This is a genomic window from Clostridium sp. DFI.5.61 (assembly GCF_024462915.1).
Taxonomy (GTDB): Bacteria; Bacillota; Clostridia; order Oscillospirales; family Oscillospiraceae; genus Lawsonibacter; species Lawsonibacter asaccharolyticus.
Genome location: NZ_JANGBZ010000030.1, coordinates 14410 through 32813 on the forward strand (window position 1 = coordinate 14410; position 18404 = coordinate 32813).

Sequence of the window (18404 nt, forward strand, 5' to 3'; positions counted from 1 at the left end):
TTCTGCCTTTGCAGGAAAAAGGGAGAGGAAAATGAAAATTAAAAAAGAAGAAAAGCGGGCGGAGAGGACACAATTGTGAAAACTCACAATTGACTTTTTTCCAAGGCTTGTTAGAATATCACTAAATTATTTTAATTAAATAATTTGAACTAAAATTCGACAAGGAGTGTTTTTATTATGTTTGAGAAGGTCAAAGAGGTCATTCTGGATACCCTGAGCTGTGAGCCCGAGCAGATCACCATGGAAGCCAGCCTGGTGGACGACCTGGAGGCCGATTCTCTGGACGCCGTGGAGCTGAATCTGGCGCTGAACGACGTGCTGGGCTTCTCCCTCACCGACGAGGAGCTGAAGAGCATCGTCACTGTGGGCGATATCGTCCGTCTGCTGGAGGAGCATCAGTAAGCCATGGATCTGAATGAGATCAAGGCTCTGATGGACCGGTTCGACACCTCCGCCTGTACCGTGCTAGAGCTGGAGGAGGGCAACCTGCGCCTGCGCCTGGAGAAGGGGACCGCCCCCGTTTCGGTTGCCCCGGAGATCCAGGCCGCCCCGGCGGCCCCTGGAGCGGCTGCGCCCCAGCCCGCTCCGGCGGAGGAGGGGCAGACCCTGAACGCCCCCCTGGTGGGCACCTTCTACGCCGCCCCCGCCCCGGGGGAGGCCCCCTTTGTCAAAGCGGGCGACCAGGTGCGGAAGGGACAGACCGTCTGTGTGCTGGAAGCCATGAAGATGATGAGCGAGGTCCCCGCTCCGGCGGACTGCATCATTGAGGAAGTGCTGGTGAAGGACGGAGAACTGGTGGGCTTTGACGCCCCCATGTTCCGCATCCGGGAGGTCTGAAATGTTCCGGAGGGTTTTGATTGCCAACCGGGGCGAGATCGCGGTGCGGATCATCCGGGCCTGCCGGGAGCTGGAGATCGAGACAGTGGCGGTGTACTCCGCCGCCGACCGGGACGCCCTCCATGTCCAGCTGGCCACCCGGGCGGTGTGCATCGGTCCGGCCCGGGCAGCGGAAAGCTATCTGAACCAGGCCGCCATCCTGACGGCGGCGGTAGAGACAGGCTGTGACGCTGTCCATCCCGGATACGGCTTCCTCTCTGAAAATCCGGACTTTGCCGACCTGTGCGCCAAGTGCGGGCTGAAGTTTATCGGTCCCTCCGGCGACGTGATCCGGCAGATGGGGAGCAAGGCGGCGGCCAAGGCGCTGATGCGCCGCTCCGGCGTGCCCGTGGTCCCGGGCTCCGAGGGGGCTGTGGACCTGGAGGAGGCCCGCCGGGTGGCGGACGAGGTGGGCTACCCCGTGCTGGTGAAGGCCTCTGCCGGCGGCGGAGGCCGCGGGATGCGCCGGGTGGACCGGCCGGAGGACCTGCCGGCCCTGTTCCAGGCCGCCCAGTCTGAGGCAGTGGCCTGCTTCGGCAACGGGGAGCTGTATGTGGAGAAGCTGATCCTCCACCCCCGCCACATCGAGTTTCAGATCCTGGCCGACTCCCAGGGCAATGTGATCCATCTGGGGGAGCGGGACTGCTCCATCCAGCGGAAGAATCAGAAGCTGATCGAGGAGTCCCCCTCCCGGGCCCTCACCCCCCAGCTGCGGGAGGAGATGGGCCAGGCCGCCGTCCGGGGGGGGGGGGGCGGGCCCGGGGCGCGGCCCGGCCCCCCCGGGCCGCCCATTACGAGAGCGCGGGTACCATCGAATTCGTGCTGGATGAGGATGGGCGGTTCTACTTTATTGAGATGAATACCCGCATCCAGGTGGAGCACCCGGTGACCGAGTTCGTCACGGGGCTGGACCTGGTGCGGGAACAGCTGCGCATCGCGGCGGGCCTGCCCCTGAGCGTGGGGCAGGAGGAGGTCCGGCTGTCCGGCTGTGCCATGGAGTGCCGCATCAACGCGGAGGACCCCAGGGAGGGCTTTCGGCCCAGCCCGGGACGGGTGGAATTTCTTCATCTCCCCGGCGGGCCCGGGGTGCGGGTGGACACCGCCCTGTTCAGCGGCTACCAGATGCCGCCCTACTATGACTCCCTGTGCGCCAAGGTGGTGGTGTGGGCCCCCACCCGGCTGGAGGCGGTGCGCCGGATGCGCCGGGCGCTGGAGGAGCTGATGATCCAGGGGATGGTGACCACCGCAGAACTGTGCCATCTGATCCTCTATCAGCCCGACTTTGTAAAGGGGCAGTACCACACGGGATTCTTGGAAGAAAATCTGGAGACCCTGATGGCCTGGGACTGCGGGACGGAGGGGTGAGTCCCGTCCCCGCCGGATGGTGAGATAGGAACCTTTTCAGCCGGAGGACCCGGTTGAACGGCGCGGAGCGGAGGGAGAGGTCCCTCCGCTCCGGCCTGTGCGATGGAAGGAGCGCTATGGAAGAGATCTTTGCCCGCCGGAAGGCCCGGCTGATGGAGCTGCGGGCCCGGCGGAAGGGGGAGGACGGCGAGCCCAAAAGGCTGGCGGCCCGGCCTGTGTTCGATAAGTGCCCCAGCTGCGGGGCGGTGGTGCCCAAGACGGAACTGTCCCACAGCCTGTATGTCTGTACGAAGTGCGGATACCACCACACCATCGGGGCCTACCTGCGGCTGGCCATGCTGCTGGACTCCAAGAGCTTCCGGGAGCTGGACCAGGACCTGGTGGCCCCCAATGTGCTGGGTTTCCCCGGATATGAGGAGAAGCTGGAGCGCCAGCGGGATAAGACTGGCCTGATGGAGGCGGTGGTCACCGCCCGGGGCCGGGTGGAGGGCCGCAGCGTGGCCGCCGCCGCCCTGGACAGCCGCTTCTTTATGGGCAGCATGGGAGCGGCCGTGGGGGAGAAGGTGACACGCTGCGTGGAATATGCCCAGCGGAACAGGCTGCCCCTCATCATTTTCTCCGCCAGCGGCGGGGCCCGGATGCAGGAGGGGATCCTCTCCCTGATGCAGATGGCCAAGACCTCCGCTGCCATCCAGCGCTTCCGGGAGGCGGGCGGGCTGTACATCTCCTTTCTGACCCATCCCACCACCGGCGGGGTCACCGCTTCCTTCGCCTCCCTGGGGGACATCACCCTGGCGGAGCCGGGGGCCCTCATCGGCTTTGCCGGCCCCCGGGTCATCGAGCAGACCATCGGACAGACTCTGCCGGAGGGGTTCCAGCGCTCGGAGTACCTGGAGGAGCACGGCTTTGTAGACCGGATCGTCCCCCGGGGCGAGATGCGGGCCACCATCTCCAAACTGCTGCGCCTGCACGAGAAAGGAGGGACGTTCCGTGGCTGAGATCCTGACCGCAGCCCAGCGGGTGGTGCTGGCCCGGCATATTGCCCGGCCCGGGACGGCGGACTTTATTGCTGCCCTGTTTACCGACTTTTTTGAGCAGAAAGGGGACCGGCAGAACCGGGAGGACCCCAGCATCCTGGGGGGCATCGCCCTCTACAAGGGGCACCCTGTGACGGTGATCGGACACCGGAAGGGCAAGACTCTGGAGGAAAATGTGGCCTACAACTTCGGTATGCCGGGGCCGGAGGGATACCGCAAGGCCCAGAGGCTGATGGACCAGGCGGAGAAATTCAAGCGCCCGGTCATCACCTTTGTGGACACGCCGGGGGCTTATCCGGGGCTGGAGGCCGAGGCCCGGGGGCAGGGCGAGGCCATCGCCTCCACCATCGCCCGGATGAGCTGCCTCACCGTCCCGGTGGTCACTGTGGTCATCGGCGAGGGGGGCAGCGGCGGCGCGCTGGCGCTGGCCGTGGCCAACCGGGTGCTGATGCTGGAGAACGCGGTGTACTCCATCCTCTCCCCCGAGGGGTTCGCCTCCATCCTGTGGAAGGACGCCGGCCGCAGCGGGGAGGCGGCGGAACTGATGCGCATGACTGCCGCCGACCTGCTGGAGCTGGGGGTGGCGGATGAGGTGATCCCCGAGCCGGAGGGCGGGGCCCACAGTGACCCCCAGGAGGTGTTTGAGGCGGTGGACCGCAGCCTGTCCGCCGCCCTGGCCCGGGTGGTCAAAGAGGGCAGCTTTGCCGCCCGCCGGCAGGAGAAATTTCGCAGAATGGGGAGCGCCGCCCCCTGGAAGGAGAATCCATGAACGGACTGAGCATTTTGGGCACTGGCCGCTGCCTGCCCGACCATATCGTGACCAACGACGACCTGGCCCGGCGGGTGGAGACCAGCAACGACTGGATCGTCAGCCGCACCGGCATCCGGGAGCGGCGCTTCGCCCAGGGGGAGACCCTGACCCAACTGGCCGTAGCCGCCGCCCGGCGGGCCATGGAGCGGGCGGGGGTCGGCCCCCAGGACATCGGTCTGTGCCTGATGGCCACTGTCACGCCGGACTGGATCACCCCCTCCCAGGCGTGCCTGCTCCACCAGGAGCTGGGCCTGCCGGAGGACTGTCCCGCTTTTGACCTGAGCGCCGGCTGCACCGGCTTCCTCTACGCCATGGAGACCGCGGCGGCCATGCTGCCCCGGATGGCCCGGCCCTGCGCTCTGCTGGTGGGCGGCGAGCTGCTCAGCCGCATTACCGATATGGATGACCGCTCCACCTGCATCCTCTTCGGAGACGGAGCGGGTGCCGCAGTGGTCAAAAGCACGGAGGGGGCCCCCTGGCACGCCCTGCTGGGCACCCGGGGCAACCGGGAGGCCCTGTGGGCGGCGGGCCCGGGCAACCACCCGGCCTACCTCCACATGAACGGCCAGGAAGTCTTTCAATTTGCCCTCAAGACTGTCCCGGAGCTGGCCCGGTCCCTGCTGGACAAGGCCGGGATGGACAGGGACCAGATCGACTGGTATGTGCTCCACCAGGCCAACCACCGCATCCTGGAGGGGGTGGCTAAGCGGATGAAGGTCCCCATGGAGCGGTTCTATGAGAACATCGGCCGGTACGGCAACACCTCGGCCGCCACCATCCCCATTGCGCTGGACGAGATGGCGGAGCAGGAGCTGCTGCGGCCGGGACAGTGGATCATGTGCCTGGGCTTCGGCGCCGGGCTGACCTGGGGCGGAGCAATGTTCCGGTGGTGAGGAGCGCCGGGCGCTCTTTCCGCTGGGGACGTGGGGATGACAAACAAACTGCCTCGAGGGGCGGATGCGGGAGGAAACCATGAAATTGAATGAGCTTTTGGGGACGGAGTTCCCCTTTATCCAGGGCGGCATGGCCAACATTGCCACCGGTGAATTTGCCGCCGCCGTCTCCAACGCTGGGGCCCTGGGCCTGATCGGCGCGGGCGGCATGACACCGGACAGCCTGCGGGAGAACATCCGCCGGTGCCGAGAACTGACCGACAGGCCCTTCGGCGTCAATGTGATGCTGATGCACCCCCGGGTGGAAGAGATGGTCCGGGTGGTGGCGGAGGAGCGGGTGATGGTGGTCACCACCGGCGCGGGCAACCCCGGCGCCTATATCCCTGTCTGGAAGGAGTACGGCGCCAAAGTGCTCCCCGTGGTCCCCGCGGTGGCGGTGGCTAAGGTGGCGGCGCGGGCCGGCGCAGACGCGGTCATCGCCGAGGGCACCGAGTCCGGCGGACACGTGGGTGAGCTGACCACCATGGCCTTGGTTCCCCAGGTGTGCGACGCCGTGGATCTGCCCGTAGTGGCCGCCGGCGGCATCGCCGACGGCCGGCAGCTGCTGGCCGCCTATGCCCTGGGGGCCTGCGGCGCCCAAGTGGGCACCTGCCTGCTGGTCAGCCAGGAGTGCCCCATTCATGAAAACTATAAGCAGGCCATCCTGAAAGCCAAGGACAGCGGCACCATCGTCACCGGCCGGATCTCCGGCACCCCGGTACGCATCCTGAAGAATCAGATGGCCCGCACCTATGTCTCCAAAGAGCGGGCCGGCGCCACCATGATGGAGCTCGAGCAGTACACCCTGGGCAGCCTGCGCCGGGCTGTCTTTGACGGGGACACCAAGACGGGAAGCCTGATGGCCGGACAGGTGGCCGGGATGCTCCACGAGATCAAGCCCCTGCGGCAGATTTTCGAGGAGCTCTCCGCGGGCTGCGACCGCCGCCTGGCGGAGCTGAGAGGATAAGAATGGAGATACGAGGACATCACCTCTCCATTCCCGTTCTCCAGGGCGGCATGGGGGTGGGCGTCTCCCTGGGCGGCCTGGCGGGCGCGGTGGCCGCCTGCGGCGGCATGGGCACCATCAGCACCGCAGACGCGGGCTATCAGGAGCCGGACTTCCCCACCGACCCCGCCGGTGCCAACCTGCGGGCCCTGCGCCGGGAGATCGGCAGAGCGAAGGAGCTGGCCCGGGGGGCTGGGATGGTGGCGGTCAATGCCATGGTGGCCACCCGGCAGTTTGCCGATGCGGTCCGCACCGCAGTGGCCGCCGGGGTGGACGCGGTAGTCTGCGGTGCGGGCCTGCCCCTGGAGCTGCCCGCGCTGACCCAGGGGAAGACAGCCATCGCCCCCATCGTGTCCAGCCCCCGGGCAGCCCGGCTGCTCCTTAAGACCTGGGACAGAAAGTACCAGACCACCGCCGACTTCCTGGTGCTGGAGGGGAGCAGGGCGGGGGGGCACCTGGGCTTTGGGGAGGAGGCACTGAAGGAGGGGACTTGTCCCTCCTTGGAGGACCTGCTCCCCGGTGTGCTGGCGGAGACGGCCCCCTACGAGGAAAAATACGGGCACCCCATCCCGGTCTTTCCCGCAGGCGGGATCTGGAGCGGGGCGGACATGGCCCGGCTCACCCGGCTGGGGGCGGCGGGGGTCCAGCTGGCCACCCGCTTCATCGCCACCTGGGAGTGCGACGCCTCCCAGGGCTATAAGGACGTGCTGCTGGAGGCCCGGGAGGAGGACCTGGCCATCATCCACAGCCCGGTGGGGATGCCGGGGCGCGCGGTGCGCACCCCGCTGATCCGCCGGCTGGAGGCGGGGGAACGGCTGGTGCCCCAGTGGTGCGCCCAGTGTATGCAGGGCTGCCGGCCCTCGGAGATCCCCTTCTGCATTACCCACGCGCTGATCCAGGCGGTGAAGGGCAACCGGGAGGAGGGCCTGTTTTTCAGCGGGGCCAGCGTGGGCCTGCTTGACCGGATGTGCTCCGTCCGGGAGCTGATGGAGGAGCTGATAAGAGAATGGAGGGCATTGGCATGAAATTGGCCTTTTTATATGCGGGGCAGGGCACCCAGCACCCGGGAATGGGGCGGGACCTGTACGAGACTTATCCCGCCTTCCGGCAGGTGCTGGACAGCGCCCAGCTGGACTTTGACCTGAAAGAGCTGTGCTTCGAGGGACCGGAGGAGAAACTGTCCCAGACCCAGTACACCCAGCCCTGCATGGTGGCCTTTGCCGCCGGGGTGACGGCGGTGCTGCGGGAGAAGGGAATCATCCCGGAGGTGGCCGCCGGCCTGAGCCTGGGCGAGTACTCCGCCCTCCAGGCCGCCGGGGCGTTCGACTCCAAGACGGCGGTGGAGCTGGTTGCCTTCCGGGGGAAAGCCATGGCCCAGGCGGTGCAGGACCGGCCCTGCGGCATGGCCGCGGTGCTGATGCTGGGCCGGGAGCAGCTGGCGGAGTGCTGCCGTCAGGCCGGAGAGGCCGGTGTGGTGGAGATCGCCAACTACAACTGCCCCACCCAGCTGGTCATCGCCGGGGACGCCGCCGCCGTGGAGAAGGCGGGTGAGCTGGCCCTCCAGGCGGGGGCCAAGCGGGTGGTGCCGCTGAAGGTGAGCGGCCCCTTCCACACCTCCCTGATGGCGCCCGCGGGGGAGGCTCTGGCGGAAAAGTTCCGCAGCGTCGCCTTTGGGGAGATGAGCTTCCCGGTGCTGTTCAACTGCAAGGGCGGTCCCATGGAGGCGGGAGAGACCATCCCGGAGCTGCTGGTGCGCCAGGTTCAGAGCAGCGTCTATCTGGAGGACACCATCCGCGCCATGGCGGGGATGGGCGTGGACACCATCGTGGAGATCGGGCCGGGCAAGGCTCTGTCCGCATTTGTGAAAAAGACGGAAAAGGGCATCAAGACCTACGCGGTGGAGACGGTGGAGGACATCGAGAAGCTGTGTGAGGCGCTGAAAGGAGAGCAGGCATGAGCTTGAAGGGAAAAGTGGCCCTGGTCACCGGCGGGAGCCGGGGGATCGGCCGGGCGGTCTGTCTGGAGCTGGCCCGCCAGGGGGCGGACGTGGCGGTGAACTACGCCGGGAACGAGGCTGCGGCCCAGGAGACGGCCCAGGCGTGCCGGGAGCTGGGCGTGCGGGCAGTGGTCATCCGGGCCGATGTGGCTGACGCTGCGGCCTGCGACGCAATGGTGGCTCAGGTGCTGGAGCAGCTGGGCCGGCTGGACATCCTGGTGAACAACGCAGGCATCACCCGGGACGGCCTGATGCTGCGGATGCCCGAGGCAGACTGGGACGCGGTGCTGGACACCAACCTAAAGGGGGCCTTCCACTGTATGCGGGCCGCCTATAAGACCATGATGCGCCAGAAGAGCGGCCGGGTAGTCAACATCAGCAGCGTAGTGGGCCTGCGGGGCAACGCCGGCCAGACCAACTACTCCGCCAGCAAGGCGGGTCTCATTGGTCTGTCCAAGTCCCTGGCCAAGGAGCTGGCCACCCGGAACGTCACCGTCAACGTGGTGGCCCCTGGCTTTATCACCACCGATATGACCGATGCCCTGCCGGAGGGGGCGCGGGAGGCCCTGCTGTCCACTATCCCCATGAAGCGGCTGGGCGCGGCGGAGGACGTGGCCCGGGCGGTGGCCTTCTTTGCTGGCGAGGGCGCCGGCTATGTCACGGGCCAGGTGCTGTGCGTGGACGGAGGAATGGCGGTTTGAGCCGCAGAAAGGAAACTGCTATGGAAAAAAGACGAGTAGTTATCACCGGCCTGGGCGCGGTCACCCCCCTGGGCCATACCGCCCGGGAAACCTGGGAGGCGGCCAAAGCGGGTGTGTGCGGTATCGCCCCCATCACCCTCTATGACCACTCCGCCCAGAAGGTGTCCCTGGCCGGCGAGGTGAAGGAGTTCGACCCCTCCGGCGTGCTGGAGAAGAAGGAGATCCGGCGGATGGACCGCTTCGCCCAGTTTGCCGTAACGGCGGCCGCGGAGGCCATGGCCCACAGCGGCCTGGATCTGGAGCGGGAGGACAGGGCCCGGATCGGCGTCGCCCTGTCCAGCGGCATCGGCGGCATCGGCACCCTCCAGACCTCCTGCGAGACTGGGCAGAGCCGGGGCTTTGACCGGGTCTCCCCCTTCTTCATCCCCATGGTGATCACCAACCTGGCGGCCGGCCATATCGCCATCCGCTTCGGACTGCACGGCATGTGCATCTGCCCGGTGGCGGCCTGCGCCGGCGGCGCCAATGCGGTGGGTGACGCTTTCCGCCACATCCGGGACGGCTACGCCGAGGTGATGGTGGCCGGCGGAGCCGAGGCCTCCATCACGCCCCTGGCCATGGGCGGATTCACCTCTATGAGCGCCCTGACCGACGCCTCCGATCCCAGCCGTGCCTCCATCCCCTTTGACAAGGAGCGCAGCGGCTTCGTCATGGGCGAGGGGGCCGCGGTGCTGATCCTGGAGGAGCTGGAGCACGCCAGGGCCCGAGGGGCCCAGATCCTGGGCGAGATCACCGGCTACGGCGCCACCTGCGACGCCTACCACATCACCGCCCCCGACCCGGAGGGCGCCTGGAGCGCCGCCTGCATGGAGCAGGCCCTGGCCGATGCCGGCCTGGCCCCGGAGGCGGTGGACTACATCAACGCCCACGGAACCTCCACCCCCCTCAACGACAGCGGGGAGACCGCCGCCATCCGCCGGGTGTTCGGCGCCCACGCGGACCGGCTGATGGTCAGCTCCACTAAGTCCATGACCGGCCACCTGCTGGGAGCCAGCGGCGCGGTGGAGGCTGCCCTGTGTGTGTTGGCCCTGAAGGATGGGTTTGTCCCCGCCACCATCAACTATCAGGTCCCGGACCCGGCCTGTGACCTGGACATCGTGCCCAACGAGGGCCGGGAGGCGGACATCCGCTGCGCCATATCCAATTCTCTGGGCTTCGGCGGGCACAACGCCTGCCTGGTGTTCCAGAAGTGGGAGGGCTGAGACATGGAGTTTGACGCCAATCAGATCCAGGAGATCCTGCCCCACCGCCCGCCCTTTCTGCTGGTGGACCGCATCACCGGCGGAGAGCCCGGCGTCTGGGCCCAGGGCATCAAATGCGTCACTGTGAACGAGCCCTTCTTCGCGGGCCACTTTCCGGGGTATCACGTGATGCCCGGAGTGCTCATTATGGAAGCGCTGGCCCAGGTGGGGGCTGTGGCTATCCTGTCCCTGCCGGAGAACAAGGGGAAGCTGGCCTTCTTCGGGGGGATCAAGAACGCCCGGTTCAAGCGCCAGGTGGTGCCTGGAGACGTGCTGGAGCTGCGCTGTGAGCTGACCCGCCAGGTGGGCAGCGTGGGCTTCGGCAAGGCGGAGGCCCGGGTGAACGGCAAGCTGGCGGCCCAGGGAGAATTGACCTTCGCTGTTGCACAGCCGGGCGATCCCTGATAAAATGGACTCCAGCAGAGAAAACAGGGGAAAAGAGGAGGGGGCCATCTTGCTGGAGAAGGATTTTAACGAGGTGTACACCAAATTCAAGCTGCATTTTTACCGGGCGGTGTTCGGGCGTTTCAAGCGGCGGGAGGCCACGCTGACCACAGTGGAGACCTTCTGCATGGAGATCATCCTGGCCCTGGGGGAGCCCACGGTGAACGAGTTTTCTAATTTCGTGGGCATCTCTCCCCCCAACGCGGCCTACAAGATCAACAGCCTGGTCCAGAAGGGGTATGTAGAAAAGCGGCAGTCCCAGGAGGATAAGCGGGAGTACCACCTGGTGGCGACCCAGAAGTATCTGGATTATTACAACATCAGCTATCATTATCTCAACACTGTCATGAGCCGTATCCGGGCCCGCTTTTCCCCGGAGGACGTGGCCAAGCTGGAGGGGATGCTGGAGATCATCTCCCGGGAGCTGATGCCCGAGATCCCCCTGGGGGACCAGATCCATCAAGCAGAACAGGCATAAAAAACCCGGCGATCACAGGATCGCCGGGTTTTTATCCATATAAAGCTCGATCAGTCAGTGACGTAGGGCAGCAGGGCGACCTGACGGGCGCGCTTGATGGCCTCAGTCAGCTGGCGCTGATGCATGGCGCAGGTGCCGGTGGTGCGGCGGGGCAGGATCTTGGCCCGCTCGGAGATATAACGGCGCAGCTTGGCGGCGTCCTTATAGTCGATGCACTCCACCTTGTCCACGCAGAAGGCGCAGACCTTGCGGCGCTTGCGGCCGCGAGGGCCCCGGTTATCACGATCCATAGGCATGAGAGAAACCTCCTTTTCAGACCATATCGGTCAAAGTATCACGGGTGTCCCCTCTCAGAAGGGCAGCTCCCCGTCGTCATCAGAAAGCTCGGCAAACTGGTCGCCCATGTCGGGGGCGCCGAAGCCGGAGGGGGCGGGAGAACGCCCGCCGGAAGGGGCGGAATAGCCTCCGCTGTACGGGCCGGCGGATTCCGCGTCCCGCTTGGAGTCACCGAAATAGACGTTATCGGCAACCACCTCGGCACTGCGGCGCTTGTTGCCGTCCTTGTCCGTCCAGTCGCGGATCTGGAGGCGGCCCTCCACCACGGCCATGCGGCCCTTGGTGAAGTAGCGGCTGACAAACTCGCCGGTCTGCCGCCAGGCAACCACATCAATGAAATCGGTGGTGCGGTCGCCGGTGGCCTTGTCCTTAAAGTCCCGGTCCACTGCCAGAGAGAAGGAGGCCACAGCCGTCCCGGTCTGGGTGTGCCGGAGCTCGGGGTCACGGGTCAGACGACCCATGAGGATGATCTTGTTGAGCATATGCCCGCCTCCCTCACTGGTCCTTGCAGACGATCAGGGAACGCATCACGCTGTCGTTGATCCGGAACAGACGGTCCAGCTCGTGGGGAATGGCGGCGGCGGCATTGAAAGTCATCAGGACGTAGTAGCCCTCGTTCAGGTCGTTGATGGGATAAGCCAGACGGCGCTTGCCCCACTGATCGATCTCAGAGACGGTCCCGTTGGCCTCCACCACACCCTTGAACTTCTCCACCAGAGCGGTGATCTCCTCCTCGCCCAGGGCGGGGTCCAGGATGTAGAGCGCCTCGTAGTTCGCGTTGATTTTTGCCATAGTTCTTGCACCTCCTTATGGACATATGGCCCCCGGAAGACCCGGGAGCAAGGATATCTCCTGTCTCATCAGAAAGACAGGCTTAATTATTATATAGGAAATCCCCGGGATGTCAAGAGAAAATCCCGGGGATCTGGCAAAAATTTTATTTCAGAGGCAGGAAAAACACCGGGGCGGGACTCAGTAGCGGCGGACTACCGCCACCACCTTGCCCAGGATCTCGGCCCGGTCGCCGTCGATGGGGGTATAGTCGTCGTTGGCCGGCATGAGCCACACATGGCCGTCCTTCCGGCGATAGGTCTTGACGGTGGCCTCATCCTCAAACAGGGCCACCACGATCTCACCGCTGTGGACTTCCTGCTGGCGGTGGACCACCACTAAGTCCCCGGGCAGGATGCCGGCGTCCAGCATAGATTCCCCCCGCACCCGCAGGGCGAAGTGCTCCCCGGACAGGCCCTGGGTATCAAAGGTGAGGTAGTCCTCAATGCACTCCTCCGCCAGGATGGGGGAGCCGGCAGCCACACTGCCCACCACCGGGATCTGATCGGCGTGGGGGTCCTGCTCCTCCGCCACCGGCCGGCCGGTGCCGGACAGGGTGATGGCCCGGGTCTTGCCCTCTGCCTTGATGATGACGCCAGCCTCCTCCAGCCCCTTCAGATGGAAATGGACGGTGGAGGGGGACTTGAGACCCACAGCCGCGCCGATCTCACGGACAGAAGGGGGATAGCCATGTTCCGCGGAAAAGGTCTGGATGTAGTCGTAGATCTTCTGCTGCTTCGCAGTGAGTTTCTCCATGGTCTGACTCCTTTCCACAGATGGGCGTCGTCGGTTCATTTAATAAAAGCATAGCACAGGAAAGCAAAAAAGTCAAACGAATGTTCCCAATAAGCTTTCTGAAAATGAAATAAATGGAGGATGGGGAGTGGTGGGGCCTGTATCCCGTGCAGGGCCGATGGGGGCACTACGCCCTACACGGGGACGCAGCCTCCGCAGAGGGGAGGGCCGGTCCATTTATGAACAATTTTTGAAACATACAGGGCTCCCCTTGACTTTTTATGGCCGAATGCTAAAATAATCAGCATGTTAATTATTAAGCCGTTAATGATTGAAAAATATTCCGTAAGGGGGCGGAGATATGTCCAGTCTGAACATGGATCTGGGTGTGTTGGAACACCAGATGCATCAGGCGCATCGGAATGCGGTGCAGGCGGAATTGAGCGCGGCGGGACTGCAGGAAGTGGGCCATCCCCTTCTGCTGTGCATCCTGCGCAGCGCGGGGGAGCGCTGCCCGGACGGGCAGGCCCAGAGGGAGCTGGCGGAGCTGCTGAACATTTCGCCGCCCGCAGTGGCAGCATCCCTGAAATCCCTGGAGAAAAAGGGGTATATTCACCGGGAGCCGGAGCCTGGGGACGCCCGGAGGAACCGGGTGCGGCTGACCGCCAAGGGGGAGAAGGCGGTGGACGACTGCTTCGCCTGCCTGCAGCGGGTGACCCGCAGAATGTTCACCGGCTTTACCACCGAGGAGCAGGCAGTGATGCGGGGCTTCTATCTGCGGATGCTGGAGAACCTCCAGGCTCCCCTGGCCGGCGTGCGGGCTTCTCCCCTTGCCTGAGGGCGGGAACGATGAAGCGGCGGGCGCGCGGCTGGATTTCTCGTCATTTTGACCATAAGCTTCTTAAAAAACCAAGAAAGGAAGATGATCGATTTGCTTCAGTTGTTTCTGACCCACCTGCAGGGCTACAAGCGGCAGGCGGTCTGGTCTCCCATCCTCATCGTGGTGGAGGTCATCTGTGAGCTGCTGCTGCCCCTGGTCATGGCAGAGATCGTGGATACGGCCATCCCAGCCGGCGACGAGACTTACATTTTTCAGCTGGGTGCGGTGATGCTGGTGCTGGCGGGCGTGGCCATGCTGTGCGGTGTGCTGGCGGCCAAGTATTCTGCCTTTGCCAGCCAGGGCTTTGGCGCCAATCTGCGCCAGTGCCTCTTCGACAAGGTGCAGGAGTTCTCCTTTGCGGACATTGACCGTTTCTCCTCCGCCTCCCTCATCACCCGTATGACCAACGATGTCAATGCCATGACCATGATGCTGGCCATGGGTCTGCGGATGCTGGTACGGGCTCCAGTGATGCTGGTGGCCGCCCTGTGTATCAGCTTCTATCTGAATGCCAGGCTGGCACTGGTGCTGGTGGTGGTCATTCCTCTGATGGTGCTGGTGATCGGCATTCTGATGAAGGTGTGCACCAAGCTCTTTGAGACCATGCAGACCAAGATCGACAACCTGAACAATACGCTCCAGGAGAATCTGGTGGCCATCCGAGTGGTGAAGGCCTTTGTCCGGGAGGGCTACGAGCGCATCAAGTTCAAGAAGTCCAACGATGAGCTGATGGACGCCGCTCTGGCGGTGGGCCTGCGGATCATTGCGATCATGCCGGTGATGATGCTGGCCCTCAACGGGGCCACAGTGGCGGTGCTCTACTTCGGCGGAGGCATGGTCATGGGGGGCACCTTTGAACTGGGCGACCTCCAGGCCTTCATCAACTACATCGTGCAGATCCTCATGAGCGTGATGATGGTGGCCATGTCCCTGCTCCAGCTCTCCCGGGCTCAGGCCTGCGCCCACCGCATCAAGGAGGTGCTGGAGACAGAGCCCTCTGTGGAGAACAAGCCGGAGGGGGAGATCTGCCGGGCGGCCCTCCCCGGGGAGGCGGCGGACGGAACGGACCACGTCCTGCCCGCCCCCAGGGGCGAGGTGGAGTTCCGGGACGTCTCCTTCAAATATGTGGCCTCGGGCAGCGGGGACGACGTGCTCTCCCACATCAGCTTCCATGTAAGGCCGGGGCAGTTCGTGGCCATCGTGGGCGGGACCGGCACGGGCAAATCCACTCTGGTCAACCTGATCCCCCGGTTCTACGATGTCACCGGCGGCCAGGTGCTGCTGGACGGGGTGGATGTGCGGAACTACCCCCTGGAGGAGCTCCGGGGCCGCATCGGCATGGTGCTCCAGACCAACATCCTCTTTTCCGGCACCATCCGGGAGAATCTGCTGTGGGGCAACCCGGAGGCCACAGAGGAGGAGATGATCCAGGCGGCCAAGGACGCCCAGGCCTATGACTTCATCATGTCGTTCCCCGACGGCTTTGACACCAGCCTGTCCCAGGGCGGCGTCAACGTGTCCGGCGGCCAGAAGCAGCGACTGTGCATCGCCCGGGCCATGCTCCGCAAGCCGGCGGTGCTCATCCTGGACGACTCCACCTCTGCCGTGGACTCAGCCACAGAGGCGGCCATTCGGGAGTCCTTCGCCGCCAACCTGAAGGACACCACTGTCATCATCATTGCCCAGCGGATCTCCTCGGTGCAGTACGCCGATGAGATCCTCATTCTGGAGGATGACCACATTGCGGCCCGGGGCACCCATGAGGAGCTGCTGGCTACCAGTCCCATCTATCAGGAGATCTATCAGTCTCAGCAGGAAGGAGTTGGTGAATAATGCCGGGACCCAATCGCGCCCCCCGGGGGGGCTATCAGAAGCCCAAGGATCTGGGCAAGACCATATCCAGGCTGCTGGGTTATCTCACCCGCAGCAAGCTGCCCCTGATGGCCGTGTTCGGATGCCTGCTGATCTCGGTGTTCACCAACATCGGCGGCTCCTACATGATGCGGGGCATCATCAACGACTTCATCTGGTCGGGCTGCACCGACTTCGCCGGCCTGGGCCGGGCCATCCTGGTCCTGGTAGGCATCTACCTCATCGGCTGCGCGGCCACCTACGGACAGTCCGCCGTCATGGTGCGGCTGGCCCAGCGGGGGATCAACCGGCTGCGCAAGGACCTGTTCGACAAATTGCAGGACCTGCCGCTTTCCTACTTTGACAAGCACCCCCACGGCGAGTTGATGAGCCGCTTCACCAACGACGCGGACAACGTGCAGCTGGCCCTGGAGCAGAGCGTGGTCTCCATGTGCTCCAGCTGCCTGATGTTCGTGGGCCTGGTGGCCATGATGCTTTTCATCAACTGGAAGCTGTTCCTGGTCACCGCCCTGGTGCTGGCGCTCACCATGGTGCTGTTCAACAAGCTGGGCGGGCGCAGCCGCCGCTTCTATCAGAAGCAGCAGGCAGCCCTGGGCGACGTGAACGGCGACATCCAGGAGATCATCGAGGGGCTGAAGGTGGTCAAGGCATTCACCCACGAGGAGCAGGCCAAGGATCAGTTCCGCAAGCTCAATGAGACCTACCGGGACGCGGCACAGAAGGCCAACTTCTACTCCACCATGATCATGCCCGTGTCGGGCAACCTGATGAACATCAGCTACGCCCTCACCGCCGCATTCGGCGGACTGCTGTCTGTCATCCAGGGCTTTGACCTGGGCGGCCTGGTGGTCTATCTCAACTACTCCAAGCAGGTGGGCCAGCCCCTGAACCAGATCTCCCAGCAGATGACCACCCTCCTCTCCGCCCTGGCGGGCGCCGAGCGGATCTTTGAGGTGATGGACACCCAGCCCGAGGTGGACGAGGGGACCGTCACCCTGGTGGGGGCGGAGAAGGACGCCAACGGCACCCTGTCCGTCTTTGACGGCGCAGGCCGGCCCCGTGTCTGGGCCTGGAAGACTCCAAGGACCGCGGCCATGGCGCTGGTCCCCGTGCTGGTGGGAGCAAAGGATGCCCTCACCGAGCTGGGCCAGGCGGAGCGGACCGAGAGCGGCGGCCTGAAGCTGCTGCCTCCCAGCGTGGACTCCTCCCAGGGCATCTGGGTGGAGGTGGCTTCTGACGGCAGGCTCACCGAAGTGACCGACCTGGCCGCCCTGGCCGGCCACGGCTGGGCCTGGAAGTACCAGGACCACACGGGCAAGCCCTCCCTCCACCTGATCCGGGGCACCGTGCGCAACGTGCCCGGGGAGGACTACTACCTCACCGAGCTGAAGGGGGCCGTCCGGTTCAGCCATGTGGCCTTCTCCTATGTGCCCGGCAAACGCATCCTGAAAGATGTGACCGTCTACGCCAACCCGGGCCAGAAGATCGCCTTCGTAGGCTCCACCGGCGCGGGCAAGACCACCATCACCAATCTGATCAACCGCTTCTATGAGATCGAGGGAGGACTCATCACCTATGACGGCATCGATGTGAAGGCCATCCGCAAGGACGACCTGCGCCGCTCCCTGGGGGCGGTGCTCCAGGACACCCACCTGTTCACCGGCACCATCATGGACAACATCCGCTACGGACGGCTGGATGCCACTGACGAGGAGTGCGTCGCCGCCGCTAAGAGCGCCAATGCCCACTCCTTCATCCGCCGCCTGCCGGACGGCTACCAGACCATGGTCACCGGGGACGGGGCGAACCTGTCCCAGGGCCAGCGCCAGCTGCTGGCCATTGCCCGGGCGGCCGTGGCCGATCCCCCGGTGATGATCCTGGACGAGGCCACCTCCTCCATCGACACCCGCACCGAACGGCACATCGAGCAGGGGATGGATGCCCTGATGGAGGGCCGCACCGTCTTTGTCATCGCCCACCGCCTGTCCACGGTCCGCAACTCCAACTGCATCGTGGTCATCGAGCATGGCGAGATCCAGGAGAAGGGCGATCACCAGGAGCTGCTGGACCAGAAGGGACGCTACTATCAACTCTACACCGGTCAGTTCCAGCTGTCCTGACCCCCGGACGTGGGCGGAAGGCACCGGAGACAGGAGGAGCGCCATGTCGCAGATCACAAAGCGGGCCCTGGCCTCTGCGCTGAAGGAGCTGCTGGAGCACAAGCCGCTGAATAAGATCACCATCGCCGACATCACCGAGCAGTGCGGGGTGAACCGCCAGACCTTTTACTACCACTTTCAGGATATCTACGCCCTGCTGGAGTGGATCTACACCACCGACGCCCAGCGCCTGCTGGAGGGAAAGCGGGACGGGGACACCTGGCAGCAGGGGTTCCTCCAGGTCCTGGAGTACATCCGGGACAACCGGGCCCTGGTCCGCAATACCTACCACTCCGTCAGCCGGGAGCTGCTGGAGGGCTACCTGTACCGGGTGACCTACCAGCTGATGCGGGACGTAGTGGAGGAGAGGGCGGCGGAGACCCAGGTCCCGGAGGAGGACCGGGCCTTCCTGGCCCACTTCTACAAGTACGCCTTTGTGGGGCTGACGGTGGAGTGGATGCAGGGGGGCATGAAGGAGGAGCCCGCCAGGCTGGTGAGCCGGGTCAATACCGTGATGGAGGGAAATATCGCCGCGGCCCTGGAGCGCATGGCCCGGCGGAAAGAGCCCTGAGATCCAGACAAAGGGGGCCCGCTGTCGGGAGGGGACGCCCGCCCCGTCCCCAAACCGGGTGGCCACCAGGGCG

20 protein-coding genes and 1 pseudogene are annotated in these 18404 nt (G+C 64.9%); 17 read left to right on the forward strand and 4 right to left on the reverse strand.

Annotation, left to right across the window (positions count from 1 at the left end; all coding sequences use genetic code 11):
• Nucleotides 1-174: 174 nt before the first annotated feature.
• The 13 genes and pseudogenes from NE584_RS13040 (at nt 175) to NE584_RS13100 (ending at nt 10947) form a co-directional block, all read left to right on the forward strand.
• Nucleotides 175-402: an acyl carrier protein gene (locus NE584_RS13040; RefSeq protein WP_050622970.1), complete on the forward strand. Its 228-nt coding sequence runs from the start codon at nt 175-177 to the stop codon at nt 400-402.
• A gap of 3 nt (nt 403-405) precedes the next feature.
• Complete coding sequence (gene accB, locus NE584_RS13045; RefSeq protein WP_108980046.1) at nt 406-837, forward strand: acetyl-CoA carboxylase biotin carboxyl carrier protein; 432 nt, start codon at nt 406-408, stop codon at nt 835-837.
• Between the two features lies 1 nt (nt 838).
• A pseudogene (gene accC / locus NE584_RS13050) lies at nt 839-2241 on the forward strand (acetyl-CoA carboxylase biotin carboxylase subunit).
• Nucleotides 2242-2357: 116 nt separating this feature from the next.
• Nucleotides 2358-3239 (forward strand): acetyl-CoA carboxylase, carboxyltransferase subunit beta, encoded by an 882-nt coding sequence (gene accD, locus NE584_RS13055; RefSeq protein WP_050622967.1) that lies wholly within the window; start codon nt 2358-2360, stop codon nt 3237-3239.
• On the forward strand, nt 3232-4047 hold the full coding sequence (locus NE584_RS13060; RefSeq protein ID WP_050622966.1) for an acetyl-CoA carboxylase carboxyltransferase subunit alpha: 816 nt from the start codon (nt 3232-3234) through the stop codon (nt 4045-4047). The genes accD and NE584_RS13060 overlap by 8 nt, the downstream gene beginning before the upstream one ends.
• The gene (locus NE584_RS13065) at nt 4044-4982 is read left to right on the forward strand and encodes a beta-ketoacyl-ACP synthase III (RefSeq protein WP_050622965.1); all 939 of its coding nucleotides are present in this window, start codon (nt 4044-4046) and stop codon (nt 4980-4982) included. Before NE584_RS13060 ends, NE584_RS13065 begins: the two co-directional genes overlap by 4 nt.
• A 79-nt stretch (nt 4983-5061) precedes the next feature.
• Nucleotides 5062-5988, forward strand: coding sequence for a nitronate monooxygenase (locus NE584_RS13070; RefSeq protein WP_256182997.1), 927 nt, complete (start codon nt 5062-5064; stop codon nt 5986-5988).
• A gap of 2 nt (nt 5989-5990) precedes the next feature.
• Nucleotides 5991-7052 (forward strand): nitronate monooxygenase family protein, encoded by a 1062-nt coding sequence (locus NE584_RS13075; RefSeq protein WP_256182998.1) that lies wholly within the window; start codon nt 5991-5993, stop codon nt 7050-7052.
• Nucleotides 7049-7984 (forward strand): ACP S-malonyltransferase, encoded by a 936-nt coding sequence (fabD, locus tag NE584_RS13080; RefSeq protein ID WP_050625378.1) that lies wholly within the window; start codon nt 7049-7051, stop codon nt 7982-7984. The genes NE584_RS13075 and fabD overlap by 4 nt, the downstream gene beginning before the upstream one ends.
• On the forward strand, nt 7981-8724 hold the full coding sequence (fabG, locus tag NE584_RS13085) for a 3-oxoacyl-[acyl-carrier-protein] reductase (RefSeq protein WP_256182999.1): 744 nt from the start codon (nt 7981-7983) through the stop codon (nt 8722-8724). Before fabD ends, fabG begins: the two co-directional genes overlap by 4 nt.
• 20 nt (nt 8725-8744) lie before the next feature.
• Nucleotides 8745-9986 (forward strand): beta-ketoacyl-ACP synthase II, encoded by a 1242-nt coding sequence (fabF, locus tag NE584_RS13090; RefSeq protein WP_050622961.1) that lies wholly within the window; start codon nt 8745-8747, stop codon nt 9984-9986.
• A 3-nt stretch (nt 9987-9989) separates the two neighbouring features.
• Nucleotides 9990-10430 (forward strand): 3-hydroxyacyl-ACP dehydratase FabZ, encoded by a 441-nt coding sequence (gene fabZ, locus NE584_RS13095; protein ID WP_256183000.1) that lies wholly within the window; start codon nt 9990-9992, stop codon nt 10428-10430.
• A 49-nt stretch (nt 10431-10479) separates the two neighbouring features.
• Nucleotides 10480-10947, forward strand: coding sequence for a MarR family winged helix-turn-helix transcriptional regulator (locus NE584_RS13100; RefSeq protein ID WP_050622959.1), 468 nt, complete (start codon nt 10480-10482; stop codon nt 10945-10947).
• A 50-nt stretch (nt 10948-10997) separates the two neighbouring features.
• On the opposite strand, the gene rpsR is transcribed toward NE584_RS13100, so the two are convergent.
• The 4 genes from rpsR to lexA form a co-directional block, all read right to left on the reverse strand.
• Nucleotides 10998-11243 carry a 30S ribosomal protein S18 gene (gene rpsR, locus NE584_RS13105; RefSeq protein ID WP_050622958.1) on the reverse strand — a complete coding sequence of 82 codons (246 nt, stop codon included), beginning with the start codon at nt 11241-11243 and terminating at the stop codon, nt 10998-11000.
• Between the two features lie 54 nt (nt 11244-11297).
• The gene (locus NE584_RS13110) at nt 11298-11765 is read right to left on the reverse strand and encodes a single-stranded DNA-binding protein (RefSeq protein WP_050622957.1); all 468 of its coding nucleotides are present in this window, start codon (nt 11763-11765) and stop codon (nt 11298-11300) included.
• A 13-nt stretch (nt 11766-11778) separates the two neighbouring features.
• Nucleotides 11779-12075: a 30S ribosomal protein S6 gene (rpsF, locus tag NE584_RS13115; RefSeq protein WP_050622956.1), complete on the reverse strand. Its 297-nt coding sequence runs from the start codon at nt 12073-12075 to the stop codon at nt 11779-11781.
• A 180-nt stretch (nt 12076-12255) separates the two neighbouring features.
• A complete protein-coding gene (lexA, locus tag NE584_RS13120; protein WP_108980041.1) occupies nt 12256-12870 on the reverse strand; it encodes a transcriptional repressor LexA in 615 nt (204 codons plus the stop codon).
• A 340-nt stretch (nt 12871-13210) separates the two neighbouring features.
• Between lexA and NE584_RS13125 the strand changes: the two genes are divergently transcribed.
• The 4 genes from NE584_RS13125 to NE584_RS13140 all read left to right on the forward strand — a co-directional run bounded on the left by NE584_RS13125 (nt 13211) and on the right by NE584_RS13140 (nt 18331).
• A complete protein-coding gene (locus NE584_RS13125; RefSeq protein ID WP_050622954.1) occupies nt 13211-13687 on the forward strand; it encodes a MarR family winged helix-turn-helix transcriptional regulator in 477 nt (158 codons plus the stop codon).
• Between the two features lie 84 nt (nt 13688-13771).
• Complete coding sequence (locus tag NE584_RS13130) at nt 13772-15562, forward strand: ABC transporter ATP-binding protein (protein ID WP_256183003.1); 1791 nt, start codon at nt 13772-13774, stop codon at nt 15560-15562.
• Nucleotides 15562-17721, forward strand: a complete 2160-nt coding sequence (locus tag NE584_RS13135) for an ABC transporter ATP-binding protein (RefSeq protein WP_050622952.1) — start codon at nt 15562-15564, stop codon at nt 17719-17721. The genes NE584_RS13130 and NE584_RS13135 overlap by 1 nt, the downstream gene beginning before the upstream one ends.
• A 43-nt stretch (nt 17722-17764) precedes the next feature.
• Nucleotides 17765-18331 (forward strand): TetR/AcrR family transcriptional regulator, encoded by a 567-nt coding sequence (locus tag NE584_RS13140; protein WP_256183004.1) that lies wholly within the window; start codon nt 17765-17767, stop codon nt 18329-18331.
• Nucleotides 18332-18404 lie beyond the last annotated feature (73 nt).

Coding starts and splice junctions, on each gene's coding strand:
- accB (WP_108980046.1), top strand. CDS start 406: ATGGATCTGAATGAGATCAAGGCTCTGATGGACCGGTTCGACACCTCC.
- accD (WP_050622967.1), top strand. CDS start 2,358: ATGGAAGAGATCTTTGCCCGCCGGAAGGCCCGGCTGATGGAGCTGCGG.
- NE584_RS13065 (WP_050622965.1), top strand. CDS start 4,044: ATGAACGGACTGAGCATTTTGGGCACTGGCCGCTGCCTGCCCGACCAT.
- NE584_RS13070 (WP_256182997.1), top strand. CDS start 5,062: ATGAAATTGAATGAGCTTTTGGGGACGGAGTTCCCCTTTATCCAGGGC.
- NE584_RS13075 (WP_256182998.1), top strand. CDS start 5,991: ATGGAGATACGAGGACATCACCTCTCCATTCCCGTTCTCCAGGGCGGC.
- fabD (WP_050625378.1), top strand. CDS start 7,049: ATGAAATTGGCCTTTTTATATGCGGGGCAGGGCACCCAGCACCCGGGA.
- fabG (WP_256182999.1), top strand. CDS start 7,981: ATGAGCTTGAAGGGAAAAGTGGCCCTGGTCACCGGCGGGAGCCGGGGG.
- fabF (WP_050622961.1), top strand. CDS start 8,745: ATGGAAAAAAGACGAGTAGTTATCACCGGCCTGGGCGCGGTCACCCCC.
- fabZ (WP_256183000.1), top strand. CDS start 9,990: ATGGAGTTTGACGCCAATCAGATCCAGGAGATCCTGCCCCACCGCCCG.
- rpsR (WP_050622958.1), bottom strand. CDS start 11,243: ATGCCTATGGATCGTGATAACCGGGGCCCTCGCGGCCGCAAGCGCCGC.
- NE584_RS13110 (WP_050622957.1), bottom strand. CDS start 11,765: ATGCTCAACAAGATCATCCTCATGGGTCGTCTGACCCGTGACCCCGAG.
- rpsF (WP_050622956.1), bottom strand. CDS start 12,075: ATGGCAAAAATCAACGCGAACTACGAGGCGCTCTACATCCTGGACCCC.
- lexA (WP_108980041.1), bottom strand. CDS start 12,870: ATGGAGAAACTCACTGCGAAGCAGCAGAAGATCTACGACTACATCCAG.
- NE584_RS13125 (WP_050622954.1), top strand. CDS start 13,211: ATGTCCAGTCTGAACATGGATCTGGGTGTGTTGGAACACCAGATGCAT.
- NE584_RS13130 (WP_256183003.1), top strand. CDS start 13,772: ATGATCGATTTGCTTCAGTTGTTTCTGACCCACCTGCAGGGCTACAAG.
- NE584_RS13135 (WP_050622952.1), top strand. CDS start 15,562: ATGCCGGGACCCAATCGCGCCCCCCGGGGGGGCTATCAGAAGCCCAAG.
- NE584_RS13140 (WP_256183004.1), top strand. CDS start 17,765: ATGTCGCAGATCACAAAGCGGGCCCTGGCCTCTGCGCTGAAGGAGCTG.